A 14,159-nucleotide genomic window follows, 5' to 3' on the forward strand; every position below is an offset into this window, starting at 1 on the left:
TCGGCTCGCTACGGCGCACACATTTCCACCGTGGCCGACGGCCCGAAAGCGTGGTCCGGTTCAGGAATCAACCAGCTCTGACGTACCGTTCATTCCAATGAACCGCTTTCGCCCGTCGGTGCGCTACGCCAGTGTAGGCGCCCACCGATGAGGCGCCGGAACCACAGCTGACCGTCAGGGGGAGGAGCTGCGTGCCGACCCGTCCCGGCGACTGGAGTGCCCTCGGTCTCGGCGGTGACCCGGTCCCGGGTGACCCCGCCATGCTGAACACCATCGCCGACACCATGCGCGACCTGGCGACCTCCGCCGGGGTCATCAACACCGGGCTGCGCGAGCTCCAGACCACCGCGGGCGACGGACAGCGGTTCATCGGCGTCACCGCCGACCGGCTGCGCGAGATGGTGGACAGCCATCTGTACAACTTCGTCGGGCATGTCGAGGAGTCCTTCCGCAAGGCCGAAAACGCCATCCGCGTCTACGCGACCGCCGTCGAGACCGCTCAGGGCGAGGCCGACCAGGCGCTCTCCACCGCCCAGGGGCTGGCCGAGGACGATCCGCAGCGGCAGCCGCTCACCCAGCGCGCCGAGGACGCCCGCACCGACGTCTCCAACGCCGCGGGCGAGCTGCGCCGGCAACTCCATGACGCGGGCGAGCTGATGGTCCAGCCGGTCAGCGACTGCGACCTGTTCTGGGAGGCGTTCCAGTGGCTGACGATCATCATCTCGGTGATCGCGGTCTTCACCGGCGGCATCCTCGGCATCATCGCGTGGGGCATGAACGCCGTGCTGCTCATCAAGACCATCGTGGACTTCAGCCAGGGCAAGGCCAGCGGGCTCGAACTCGGTCTGGCCTTCCTCGGCGTGCTCTTCCCCACCACCAAGGCCATCAACATCGGCGCGATCATCAAGGGCCTCGGCAACGGCCTCAAGGGCGTTGTCGGCGGCCTGACCGGCGCGGGGCGTGGCCTTTTCGGCCAGATCAGCCACTTCTCCTCGCTCACCGGCCTGCCCAAGATCGTCGTGGCCCCGATGGTGATCGGCGCCCATCTCGCCCCGTTGGTCAAGATCGACGTCATCGCGCTGGGCAAGGGCTTCGGCAACGCCCTGAAGGGCGGCTGGAACAGCGCGCTCGGCGCGATCGGCAGCGACTGGGCGCGCGTCACCGCCTCCTCGACCGGCGCCTGGGCCAAGGCCGGTGCCTACTCGCTGGCCAATCTCCAGCGGCTCGCGCGGGTCGGCGCCGCCACCCTCCTCCCGCTGAACTTCACCGAGCTCAGCGTCCTCGGCATCGGCGGCGCCGCCCGGCTCGCCTTCGGCGAGCGCGTCCTCGGCATCGCCCAGCCCGAGTTGCACGCCCTGCTCGCCAACGCGGGACGTACGGACGCGGCCCTGCACGGCATTCCCGCGGTGCAGACCGGCTCCGGCGCCCTGGTGCCCACCGGGCTCATCCGGCCGCCCGGCGCGTTTCTGCCGGGGGGCGGCCTCCACCTCGGCGGCCTCGGTACGGGCACCCTGGGGGCCGTACCGCTGACCCCGCTGACGGAGTTGCCCACCGTCAACCTGGGCGCCCTGACGCCCCAGGGGCTCGGCGCGTCCCACGGCCTGACCACCGCGCCGCTGCCCCACGGGATGACCACCAGCCCGGGCGGCCTGGTCGTCCCGGCCGCCCACGCGGCGCCCGGCGGCCACGGCCTCCAGACGCTCCATCAGATGGACTTCGCCGCCGGCCACGTGCGGCTGGACAACAATCTGCTGCTGCCCGGCAACACCGCCATCGACCTGCTGCGCGACGCCCACACCCCGTCCTCGGTGTCCCACACCGGCCAGGAGTCCGTGCCCGGCGTGGTGTCGGCCGGCGGCGTGTCCGACGGGGTCACCATGGCGCGCGGCGCGGTCGGACACGCCGAGGCGCTGAACGATCTGACCTTCCCCGAGCTGAACGCCCTCGCGCATGGGGACGTCGCCGTCACCGCCATCCGGGGCGACGGCATCACCCTGCGGATCGGCGACGCGGCCCCCCGGACGGTGGACGCGCACACGGTCGCGGGCACCGCCCCGGTGCCCACCGGCGCGGCGGCGCCCACGGCACACGCGGGCGCTCTGGCCGCGACCCCGCCGCCGGGGGTCGTCGGGGGCCACGCGCCGGGCGCCGCGCACACGGTCGTGGGCGGTGGCCCGGTGGCCGCCGGGGCCGTCGGTGCGACGCCCCCCGCGGGCGTTGTCGGGAGCCACGCGCCGGGCGCCGCGGCGCACATGGCGCCGGTGGGCACCGGGGCGCACGGCCCAGGCGCGGCGGCCCACGCGGACCCGGGCGTCCACGCCGCCCCGGGCGCGCCCGCGCCCGCGCCCGCGGGTGTGCACGCGGGCGCGGCGAGTGCGCCCCCGGGCGCGCCCGGGCGCGGCGCGCCGGTCGGCACCGGCACCGGCGTCGGCGCTGCCGCCGTGCCGCCGGGCGGCGCCGTCCGCGTCCCGGAGCCGCTGTCCGCCGCCGCCGCGCACGACCTGGCCATGGACCTGCTGCGCGGCGAGCGCGCCGCGCCCCCGCCCCCGGCCGCGTCCTCGGCGGGCGGGCTCAGCGCGCGGTCGGCTCCGCCGCCCGGCGGTGTGTCCGCGCGCGGCCCGCTCGACGCCGCCGGGAGCGGGGGCGCCAAGGGGGCGGGGGACGCACTGGACCTCGTCGCGCACCCCGGCCGCCCGCCCGAGACCACCGCGCCGCACACCGGGCTCTCCAAGACGGGCGAGACGGCGGTGCAGCCGCCCCCGCCGTACCGGAAGGCGACGGCGGGCGATATGCCGCCTCCGTACGCCCCGCCGTCCCCGGGCAAGGGCCGGTTCGGCGGGCTGTCGCCCATGGCGGCCATCAACCAGCGGATCCGGGAGAGCCACCAGCTCATCATGGGCGGCACCAGCGGCTCCGAGGCCGCCGCGCGGCTCAACGCGTGGGCGTCGTACGAGCGCGCCCTGTCCGATCTCGGCAGGGCCGAGCGGCAGGTGGAGCTGACCACGCCCCCGCCGGGGCAGGGCGGCTCACGCGGGCCGTCCGCCGCCCAGCTCGGCGCGCTGGACGAACTCGGCGCGGCCCGCGCGCGCGTCGACGGTGCCGAGTCCCGGCTGGACCGTCTGGGCATCGACGCGCGCAGCACACACCAGCAGATGCGGGCCATCACCGCCCAGATGTTCCACGAGCGGGGCGGACTGCCGGGCGGCTCCCGGCACTCTCCCTCCCCGTCCGACATCTCCATGGCCGACACGCCGCCGCCGTCCCCGGAGACCCAGACCGCCGACGAAGCCGCCGACGCCATGGACGATGTCATGGACGACATCTCCGACGTCACGGACCCGGGCACCCCACGCGGCACCGCGCCGGACCAGACCCCCGAGCCGGGCGCGATGGACGTGGACGCGCCCCCGGTCGGCCAGGTCGTCACCGCCCCGACCGGCGGTTCCCACGTCTGGCCGCCGCCCGGCACCGTGCCGGGTGGCGCCACCCCGGCGCACACCATGGTGAACGACGCCTTCATGCAGCTGGCGAACGGCGGCCACGCGGGCATGACGGGTGCGGACTACATGAACTGGGTCCGCGCCATCGAGACCCAGCCGCGCCGACTCGGCTTCGTGGTCACCGCGATCGTCCGGTTCGACCAGCTCGGCGACGGCCTTCAGGGCTTCCTGAACGCCCTCACCCACCAACTCAACGGCTTCGACGGCCGGATCGGCGTGGTGATCGGGGTCAACGGCCTCCACGCCGAACTGCCCGCGGTCCGCCAGGCCATCGCGAACGCCCTCGGCCAGACCACCTTCGGACATCCGCTGGCCCTGGTGGCCACACCGCTCGGCCCGTACCCGGCCGGCCACTTCACCTACGGGACGGCGCGCAACCTCACGCTCGACAGCCAGGCCACCCGCCACATGGTCCGCTCGATGATGGCCGACGACCTGCACCCTTACCACTCGATCATGGACTTCGACAACTACCCCCACCTGGTCCCCGGCGGCGAACACGTCTTCCAGTACTGGGAGAGCGCGCTGAAGGTCGTGGAGGACGGACACGAGGTGGGCAACCCGATGCGGCCGTTGATGATGGCGGGCGGCTACCGGGCGCCCGAGCTCCCGCCCCCCGGCAGCGCCGACCGGCTGATCGAGGAGACCCAGGCCAGGCTCGAGAACCTGACGCTGAAGGAGCGGAAGAACCCCAGGCCGCCGCTGGAGGACATGAGGCTGGAATTCATTCGCCGGATCGAGCAGGACATGCGGGTCCGCGACCGGCTCACCGGCCTCCACCCGCAGCTGCCGTACGCCCCCGAACCCAACCTCTTCGTGGACGCCGCCGCGACCCTGCTCACCGACGATCTGATCCGGGTGCGGTTCGGTCTCGGCGGGGCCGAGTTCGGCGAGCTGAGCGAACGGCTCAACCGGCTGAACGCCTGGGAGCTCGACCAGTCGCTGCGCACGCCCTCGGCGGACATCGGGGCGCGTACGCTCGACGAGCTGCGCACCCTGCGCGAGGTGCACGCCAAGAACAACACCCTGCCGCACCGGGGCGTGTCGTATCTGACCAAGTTCCAGGAGGCGTCCACCGAGACCGACCTGTCCCGGCTGATGAAGTCCTGGTACAAGGACGGCAAGCTGCCGCAGGACCACGCGGGTCTCAAGAACCCCCTCGACCGGCTGTTCAGCCGCGACGCGCTCGGCGCGGGCCAGAACAGCCAGGCCGTGCGCGAGGGCGTCGAGCTGAAGCCGCTCCGAGACACCTTCAAACAGACCATCAGGGAAGGCAGGTGGAACGACCCTCTGTGGCCGGTCCACCACCCGCCCGGCGAACTGCCCAGCACCCGGCTCGCCGCCGACCTGTCGGCGGCGCTGGACGACAGCCTGGGCATCGTGGGCAAGAACCGGGTGGGTCTCGCGGTGTCCGCCCGGGTGCCCGGCGACGGGCAGCGGCTGTTCGCGGGCATCGACCCCGAGCAGATGCGGCTGGCCGCGCAGTCTCTCGCGCTCAGCCACGACGAGGGCTATCTCGCCCGTCATCTGTCCTACTTCAACCATGAACACCTGGCGCGCGGACAGCTCCCCACGCCCCCCGGCACCTTCTTCCACGCCCTCGAGCAGGCGGCCCAGGCCTCCGGGGACCTCTCGTTGCGGCCGCTCCAGATGATGCGCAACCTGGTCGAGCGGGCCTTCCTGGACCTGCGCCAGGGCGGCGCCAACTCGCTCGGCCGGATGCTGGACCAGATCAACGGCGCCGGCGTCGACGTCGAGAGGTTCTTCCCACGGCTGGTGAACGGCAGGCTGCACCCGCCGACGTCCGACTTCGCGACGTTCCGCGCCTCAGGAGGCGCCCTCGCCCACGACCCGGCCCGGGACGCCCTGCTCACCCAGTACGCGGCGGCGCTCGGCCGGGACATCCGGGTCACCGCCGGGGACGGGACCACTTTCACGGTCGAGGCCGTCGGGGTCACGGCCAGAAACCGCCGACCGACCCTCGAGCTCACCTGGAACTCCGGCCCCGACGGCGGCGGCTGGTCGGCGCATGTCCCCGACCAGCCACCCCCGAAGCGCGGGGGCGGCCGGCGCGGCGCCGGGGGCGGGCAGGACGGCGGGAACGTCCCGAAGACCAAACGCCCGCGTGGCGCGGACACCTCGGGGTCCGTCGACGCACCCGGGCCGTCCAAGCGACCCCGCTCCAACCAGGACGGCTCCATCGACCCCGCGCCCCCGGGCAAGGGGAAGGGCAAGGGCAAGGCGCGGGCCACCCGACCCCCCGCGCAGCCCGCTCCGCCCGTCCCGCGACTCCCGCAGCTCCCACAGCTCCCGCCGCCCGTGGACCCGGCCGCGCTGACCGCCGCCGAGGTGGCCGTCGCGGACGCCAACACGGCTCTGCACCGGGCGTCCGAGTGGCGGCAGACGGTCGAGGCGCGCGCCGATCAGATGGCCGGGGGTAGCTCCGGGCCGAGCGAGCTGGAACGCGCCAACGCCGCGGAGCGGGAAGCCCTGGCCGAGCTCCACGAGGCCCAGGCGAACCTGGACCGGCTTCAGCCCCCAGGCCCCGGAGGACCCCGGCCGCCCGGCCCGTTCGGAGGTAGCGCATGACGTCCATCGGCCTCGACGCCCCGGTGCGCCTGGTCTCGGCGCATGGGCACCAGCCCTACGGGACCATCGCCGCGGCGCTGCGGGACGCGGCGGACGGCGACGAGATCCGTATCGCTCCTGGTCGTTACGAGGAGACCGTGCGCGTCGAAGGACGGGTGACGCTGGTCGCGGCGGACCCGGACGGCGACGACACGCCCGCGCCCGACGGCCCGCCGCCGGGCGCCGCCGTGACGCTCGCCGCGCCCGCGCCCGGCCGGCCCGCCCTGGAGGTGCTGCCCGGCGCCCGGTTGACGCTGCGCGGGGTGACCGTGCGCGGCGCGGCCGCGGACCAGCCCGCCGCGCTGCTCGCGGGCGGCGCCACGGACTGGACGGGAGGCGGGGTGCGGCACGGGCGGCTGGAGGTCCGCGGGGACGCCGCGCTGAGCATGGCCGACGCGGTGCTGTCCGGCGCCGCGCTGGCCGGGGTGCTGCTCCGCACCACCGGCGCCGTCCACCTCACCGGCTGTGTGCTGGCGGACATCGACGGCACGGGGCTTGTGGTCGGCGGCACCACCCGAGTGGAGCTGGTGCGCACCGAGATCCGGGCCGCCGCGGGCTCGGGCATCCGGGCGCGCGAGGACGCCCGCGCGGTGCTGCGCGGCTGCCTGGTCGACCGCCCCGGCCGCAGCGGGCTGCTCACCGAGGACCGGGCCGCGGCCCTGCTGACGGACTGCCGGATCCGGGACGCCGGGGGCGAGGCGGTCCGCGCGCTGGGCAGCTCACCGCTGCCGGAAGCCCCCGACGCCGACGACGCCACCGGCGGCGTCGTGCTGCGCGGCTGCGAGCTGACCGGCCCTGCGGCCGATGCGATCGGCGTGACCGGCCCGGCGCAGCTCCAGGTCACCGCGTCCGTGCTGCGCGACTGCGCGGGCTCCGGCGTGGCGGCGGGCGACGGCGCCCTGGTGCGGCTGGCCGCCGTGACGGTCGTACGCACCGGGTCCACGGCGCTCGGCGCCTACGGCTCGGCCCGGTTGACCGGGCGCGAGGTGACCGTACGGGACTCGGCCGCCAACGGGCTGCTGGCCACCGGCACCGCGGCCGTCGACCTCGCCGACAGCGAGCTGACCGGCTGCCGTTACAGTGCGGTCCACCTGGGCGGGCGGACGGCGGCCTCGCTCACCCGGGTGCGGGCGGGGGACACCCCCGAGCACGGGGTGCACGCGGTCGACGAGGCCGCCGTGACGCTCACCGACACCCGCCTCGCCGACTGCGGGATGTCGGGCCTGGACCTGGCGGGCGCGGCCCGCGCCGAGGCGTCCGGGCTCGCCGTCACCCGCTGTCTGGGCGGCGTCACGGCCGGGGCGGACGGCCCGCTGCGGCTCACCGAATGCGAGGTGACCGACGCCGGGCGGGCCGGGATCACCCTCGGCCGCGGCGACGCGGAGGTGTCCGGCGGCCGGATCCTGCGGCCGGGCACCGCGGGCCTGGTGTTCACCACGGGCGCCACCGCGCGCGTCACCGACACCGAGGTCCGGGAGGCGACGGGCTCCGGGCTGGTCGTGGCGGGCGAGGCCGCGCCGCGGGTGACCGGCGTACGGATCGTCAGGCCCGGTAAGAACGGCCTGATCGTGGACGAGGGCGGCGCCGGGGTCTTCGAGGACCTGGACATCGTCCGGCCCGGCTTCCCGGCGGTGCACCTGGCCGAGCGGGCCGCGCCCGCGCTGCTCCGGGTCCGGGCCCGGGACGCCGCCGAGGACCTGAGCGCCGAGCCCGGCGCCCGGCCGGAGGTGGTGGACTGCGTCTCGGTCGGGGTGAAGTCCGCGCGGTGGCCCGCGCCGGAGACCGCCGGGGGAGCGCCGGTGCGGAAGCCCGCGGGGCCCGGGGGCGGGCAGTCCCCGGTGTCCGCGACCACCGAAGCGCCGCAGGACGTCCCCGCGGCCGAGGAGAGCCTGGAGGAACTGCTCGGCGAGCTGGACCGGCTGGTCGGCCTGGCCCGCGTCAAGCAGGATGTGTCGTCCCTGGTCAAGCTGATGCGTACGGTGCAGCGCCGGGAGAGCGCGGGGCTTGCCGCGCCACCGCTGAGCCGCCATCTGGTGTTCGCGGGCAACCCGGGCACCGGCAAGACCACCGTGGCCCGGCTGTACGGCCGGATCCTGGCCGCCGTGGGGCTGCTGGAACGCGGCCACCTGGTGGAGGCCGACCGCTCCTCGCTGGTGGGCGAGTACGTCGGCCACACCGGCCCCAAGACCCAGCGGGTGTTCCAGGAGGCCATGGGCGGAGTGCTGTTCATCGACGAGGCGTACTCGCTGGCCCCGGCCCAGGGCGGGGGCGGCAACGACTTCGCGCAGGAGGCCATCGCCACCCTGGTCAAGCTGATGGAGGACCACCGGGATTCGGTGGTGGTCATCGTGGCGGGCTATCCGAACGAGATGGAGCGCTTCATCGACTCCAACCCCGGCCTGTCCTCCCGGTTCAACCGCACGCTGATGTTCGAGGACTACGACACCGAGGAGCTGCTGCGCATCGTGGAGCGGCACGCCGCCTCGCACCAGTACGATCTGACCGACGCCGCCCGCGCCTCTCTCACCGGCTACTTCGAACTCCTGCCCAGGGATGGCCGGTTCGGCAACGGCCGCTCCGCCCGGCAGGTGTTCCAGGCCATGACGGAGCGGCAGGCGTATCGGGTGTCTGAGATCGAAATCCCCTCGGAGAGCGAGCTGATGACACTCTCCGAACTCGATGTGCCCGAGCTGCCGGAGTCACCGCGATGACCGCAGCACCCCGATCGACGAACGACAGCTCCCAGAAGGAGGCGGCGGTGTCCGAGCCGAGCCGCAACGAACAGGGCAAGACACACGGCGGGGAGCGCACGGAGCGGCGCGGGTTCGCCGACACCTTCGCCCGGCGGGCCGGGGTGCCGCTGCGCGGCCTGGCACCGGGCCGCAGGGTGTGGACCACGGTGGTCGGGGTGCCGGTGACCGCCGGTCTCGCGGTCGGCGCCGTCGTGCTGGTCTCGGCGGGCGTGTCCCAGCTGAGCTTCGAGGAGGAGAAGGACACCACCAGGACCGTGGCCGCGGGGCACAAGACCGCGGACCGGGAGGGGACCACCTCCGCCTCCCCGAAGCCCGGCCGGGCGGACGAGCAGGGCGGCGCGGCTCCCCGCACCGGCGACGAGCGCGGTTCGGGCGGCGGCACCTCCGGCGGCGGCTCCGGCGGGGGCACCGGAGGGGACGGCGGCACGAGCGGAGGCGGTGGCGACGGCGGCGGCGCCGGGGCGCCGCCCGCGTCCGGGGACGACCGCTCCTCCGGATCCGGTGGCGGTGGCGGCAACGCCCCGGCCACGAGCGGCGGCGGTGGCGGGGGAGGGGGCGGCGCCCCCAAGTCGACCGGCAGCAAGGTGATCTACACCGACTACGCCGGGCCGAGCTGCCCGACCCCGCCGAAGGGCGGCTACTACGAGCAGAACCGCTACACCGACGGCGACGGCGGCTGGTACTCCCTCGGCGGTGGCGGCTATGTGGGCCACGGCTGCAACGGCGTGTTCGCCTCCGTGCCGATGTCCGGCGACCCGGCCAAGGACGCCAACAGCCGGGTGATGTGGTGGTGGGAGCCGGGCACCTCGGCCAAGAGCTGCCAGCTGTCGGTGTACGTCCCCAAGGGCCCCAACGACCGTGACGTGGCGGGTCACCCCACCACGTACCACGTCCTCACCGACCCGTTCGACCGGACCACGAAGTACGACTCCTTCACCGTCAACCAGGCGGGCCACCGAGCCCAGTGGGTGAACGTGGGCAGCTTCGCGGTGAAGCAGGGCAAGATCGGCATCAAGCTGCTCGACCGCGGTGACGACTGGTCGGCCGGCTGGAACCTGGCCCATCACGCGGCCGCCCAGATGAAGGTCACCTGCCGAACCTGACCCCGCGGCCCTCGCCTCACCCTCCGTCCGCCGCCAGGGCGTTCAGCAGCCCGACCGTGAGCGCGGTGCGGGCGGGGAGCTGGTCGAGCAGCGTGTGCTCATGGCGCGCGTGGGCGCCGGAGCCCACCGCGCCGAGCCCGTCGAGGACAGGCCGGCCGAGGGCGGAGACGAAGTTGCCGTCGCTCGCCCCGCCGACCGCGGTCTCCCGCAGCTCCCAGCCCTGCTCGGCCGCGATCGCGGCGGCCCGCGCGAACAGCGCCACGGACGCCTCGTGGGCGACCATCGGCGGCCGGTTCCACTCGCCGCCGACGGTCAGCCGCACCCGCGGGTCGGAGGGTGCGAGGGCGTTCAGCGCGGCGTCGATCCGCGCCATCTCGGCCGGCTCGGCGATCCGGATGTCGATCCCGCACCGCGCCCGGGCGGCGACCACGTTACGGCCCGTGCCGCCGCTGATCACCCCCACGTTCACGGTGGTCCCGTGTTCATGGGAGCCGAGCGCGACGATGGCCGGGACGACCTCGGCCAGGGCGTGGATCGCGCTGGCCCCGGCGTACGGATCGAGGCCCGCGTGCGACTCGACGCCGTGCGCGGTCACCTCGAACAGCCCGACGCCCTTGCGCGCGGTCTTCAGCGCCCCGTCCTGCGCGGCCTCGAAGACCAACGTGGCCGACACGTCCTCGCTCAGCCGCTCGATGTGCGGGCGGGAGGCCGGGCTGCCGATCTCCTCGTCGCCGTTGAGCAGCAGGCGCACGGAGGGGTGCGGCAGTTCCAGCTCGCGCAGCAGGAGCAGCGCCCTCCGCGACGGTGTGAGCGGGCCGATGTAGGGCATGGCGGGCGCCCGGATCCGGGCGCCCGCCGGGCCGTCACACCAGCGCCGGGCTCAGCCTCTCCACCGCCTCGCCGATCTTCCGGTCGGTGCCCGCGGTCATGGCGGGCACCTGCGGATGTCCGGCGCGGCTGAGGTTGGTGAGCACGCGCCCGGGACCGACCTCGACGAACGCCGACACCTCCTCCCGGGCCAGCAGGTCCAGCGTCTCCTGCCAGCGCACCGGGGCGGCGAGCTGACGGCGCAGCAGCCCGCGCGCCTCCTCCCCGGAGAACACATATCCGGCCGTCACGTTGGCCACCACGGGCAGTGAGGGGGTGGCGAGGTCCACCGTGTCCAGATGCTCGCCGAACTCCGCAGTGATGTCCGCCATGAGGGAGCAGTGGAACGGCGCCCCGACCTTCAGCTCGGCCACATGGCTCGCGCCTTCCTCGCGGACCCTGCGGGACACCTCGGCGACCCCCTCCACGACGCCGGAGACGACGGTCTGCCGCGCCGCGTTGTAGTTGGCGACCTCGACCACCAGCCCCCGCTCCCGCGACACCTCCTCGCACAACTCCCGCACCCGGTCGGAGGGAAGGCCGATGACGGCCGCCATCCGGCCGGGGGTGCGGCGGTTCACCTCCGACATCAGCACCCCGCGCCGGCGCACCAGCTTCAGGGCGTCCACCCAGTCGAGCACCCCCGCGCAGACCAGCGCGGTGTACTCGCCCAGGCTGTGCCCGGCCACCGCGGCCGGGACGACGCCCTTCTCGCGCAGCACGACCGCGGACACCAGGCTCGCCAGATACACCGCCGGCTGGGTGACCGCGGTGTCCCGCAGCTCCTCGGGGTCGCCTTCGAAGCACAGCCGGCTCAGCGGAATGCCCAGTACCTCGTCCGCGGTGTCGAAGTACGGGCGGACCAGGTCCGGATGTCGCGCCAGGAGATCCCCTCCCATTCCGGGTACCTGAGACCCCTGTCCCGGGAAGAGGAACGCAATTCTGTTCACATCAGCCTCCGTTGCCGAGGGAAAGCAATGCGCACACCGCAAAGATACGACCAGGGCGGACATCAGGGGGCCGTACGGCGAGGACACACACCGCCCGGCCCGGCCGGTACGGCCCCGCCCACGTCAGGGGCGGGGCCGTCGCCGGTCTACCGGGACGCCGGCGCGGGCGCCGGGGCGTGGCCCGCGGGCCGGGTGGTGAACGTTCCCCGGCCCTGGGTCCGGCCGCGCAGCCTGGTTGCATAGCCGAACAACTCGGCCAGCGGCACGGTCGCGGTGATGACCGCCGTGCCGGCCCGCGCGGCGGTGCCCGAGACCCGGCCGCGCCGCGCCGCCAGATCACCGAGCACCCCGCCCACGGCGTCGTCCGGCACCGTGGCCGTGACCTCGACCACCGGTTCCAGCAGCACCATCGCGCAGGCGCGCAGCGCCTCCCGCAGCGCGAGCCGTCCGGCCGTACGGAACGCCATCTCCGAGGAGTCCTTCGCATGGGTGGCGCCGTCGGTCAGGGTGACCCGTACCCCGGTCACCGGGTGACCGCCGAGCGGACCCTCGGCCAGAGCGTCCCGGCAACCGGCCTCCACCGCCCGGACGTACTCCTGCGGCACCCGCCCGCCGACGACGGTCGACCGGAACCCGAAGTCCACCGCGCCGCCACCCGTATCGACAGCGTCCGGCGGCGCGGCGCCCAGCGGCTCGACGTCGAGGACGACATGGGCGAACTGGCCCGCGCCACCGTCCTGCTTGACGTGGCGGTACAGCAGCCCGGACACCCCGCGGGCGACCGTCTCCCGATAGGCCACCCTCGGCCGTCCCACGGCGACGTCCAGCCCATGGGCGCGGCGCAGCTTCTCCACCGCCACCTCCAGATGGAGCTCGCCCATCCCGGACACCACGGTCTGACCGGTCTCGGGGTCGGTCCTGACCGCGAGTGAGGGATCCTCCTCGACCAGCCGCGCCAACGCCGTGGCCAGCCGGTCGGCGTCGGTGCGCCCGCGCGCCTCGACCGCCACGGAGACGACCGGGTCGGCCACCGTGGGCGGTTCGAGGAGCAGCGGAGCCGACGGCGCGCACAGCGTGGCCCCGGCGCGGGCCGCCTTCGGCCCGATCACCGCCACGATGTCCCCGGCCACGGCCCAATCCACCTCCGCGTGGCGGTCGGCCCGGACCCGCAGAATGCGGCCGATCCGCTCGGTGCGCCGTGCGCCCACGTCCCACACCACCTCTCCCTTGCCGATCGTTCCCGAGTACACCCGCAGATAGGTCAGCCGCCCGGTGGCGGTCGACGTCACCTTGAACACCAGCGCCGCGAGCGGCCCGCCGGGGTCGGCGGCCCGCTCCTCCACCGCGTCGCCCCGGGTGCCGCGCACGGCCGGCACATCCAGCGGCGACGGCAGATAGGCCACGGCGGCGTCCAGCAGCGGTTCGACGCCGCGGTTGCGGTAGGCCGAGCCGCACAGCACCACCACGCCCTCGCCACCGAGGGTCAGCTCGCGCAGCGCGGTGGCCAGGGTCGCCGTGGAGACCGCCGACTCGACGCAGAACTCCTCCAGCGCTCCCGGGTGGAGCTCCGCCACCGCCTCCTCCAGCAGCCGGCGGCGCCGCCGCGCCTCCTCCCGCAAAGCGTCCGGCACCGGGCCCTCCTCGCATGCGCCGTGGCCGTCCGGCCACACCATCGCGCGCATCCGGAGCAGATCCACCACCCCGGTGAACCCGTCCTCCGCGCCGATCGGCAACTGGACGACCAGTGGGGCCGGGTGCAGCCGCTCCCGGATCGACTCGACCGCCGCGTCCAGGTCGGCCCCGGCGCGGTCCATCTTGTTGACGAAGGCGATCCGCGGCACACCGTGCCGGTCGCACTGGCGCCACACCGACTCGCTCTGCGGCTCGACCCCGGCGACGGCGTCGAACACCGCGATCGCCCCGTCCAGCACCCGCAGCGAGCGCTCCACCTCGTCGGAGAAGTCGACGTGCCCGGGGGTGTCGATCAGATTGATCCGGTGGCCGTCCCAGGCGCAGCTCACCGCCGCCGCGAAGATGGTGATGCCACGGTCGCGCTCCTGGGAGTCGAAGTCGGTGACGGTCGTGCCGTCGTGGACCTCGCCCCGCTTGTGGATGGTCCCGGTGAGGTACAGGATCCGCTCGGTGACGGTGGTCTTGCCCGCGTCGACATGGGCGAGGATGCCCAGGTTGCGGACGCCGGTCAGCGGATTCGCGGGCGAACTGGTGGGATAACGGCGGAGGTTGAGGTCGGTACGCACGGCCGAGGCCTTTCGGAGTGATCCAGAAAAGGGCGGCGCGATTTCCCGGACGAAGCGGCCTGGTCAGGCCGGGCGGAACTCCCAGGGGGGCTCCCGGGGA

Annotated in this window: 6 protein-coding genes; 3 read left to right on the forward strand and 3 right to left on the reverse strand. The window is 74.6% G+C overall.

Features of this window, described 5'->3' with window-relative positions; all coding sequences use genetic code 11:
• Positions 1-191: 191 nt before the first annotated feature.
• Genes ABTY62_RS03515 through ABTY62_RS03525 form a run of 3 tightly spaced genes read left to right on the forward strand, consistent with a single transcriptional unit; the run spans position 192 to position 9,984 of the window.
• A complete protein-coding gene (locus tag ABTY62_RS03515) occupies positions 192-6,089 on the forward strand; it encodes a putative T7SS-secreted protein (protein ID WP_352127676.1) in 5,898 nt (1,965 codons plus the stop codon).
• A complete protein-coding gene (locus ABTY62_RS03520) occupies positions 6,086-8,839 on the forward strand; it encodes a right-handed parallel beta-helix repeat-containing protein (RefSeq protein WP_352127677.1) in 2,754 nt (917 codons plus the stop codon). The genes ABTY62_RS03515 and ABTY62_RS03520 overlap by 4 nt, the downstream gene beginning before the upstream one ends.
• Positions 8,836-9,984, forward strand: a complete 1,149-nt coding sequence (locus tag ABTY62_RS03525) for a hypothetical protein (protein ID WP_352127678.1) — start codon at positions 8,836-8,838, stop codon at positions 9,982-9,984. Before ABTY62_RS03520 ends, ABTY62_RS03525 begins: the two co-directional genes overlap by 4 nt.
• A 16-nt stretch (positions 9,985-10,000) precedes the next feature.
• Here the strand turns inward: ABTY62_RS03525 and ABTY62_RS03530 are convergent, their stop codons facing one another.
• The 3 genes from ABTY62_RS03530 to fusA form a co-directional block, all read right to left on the reverse strand.
• Positions 10,001-10,813: a M20/M25/M40 family metallo-hydrolase gene (locus ABTY62_RS03530; protein ID WP_352127679.1), complete on the reverse strand. Its 813-nt coding sequence runs from the start codon at positions 10,811-10,813 to the stop codon at positions 10,001-10,003.
• A 34-nt stretch (positions 10,814-10,847) separates the two neighbouring features.
• Positions 10,848-11,801: an ACP S-malonyltransferase gene (gene fabD / locus ABTY62_RS03535; RefSeq protein WP_352127680.1), complete on the reverse strand. Its 954-nt coding sequence runs from the start codon at positions 11,799-11,801 to the stop codon at positions 10,848-10,850.
• Between the two features lie 146 nt (positions 11,802-11,947).
• Positions 11,948-14,059 (reverse strand): elongation factor G, encoded by a 2,112-nt coding sequence (gene fusA, locus ABTY62_RS03540; protein ID WP_502997394.1) that lies wholly within the window; start codon positions 14,057-14,059, stop codon positions 11,948-11,950.
• Positions 14,060-14,159 lie beyond the last annotated feature (100 nt).

The organism is Streptomyces sp. NPDC097640, from assembly GCF_040302705.1.
Classification (GTDB): Bacteria; Actinomycetota; Actinomycetes; order Streptomycetales; family Streptomycetaceae; genus Streptomyces.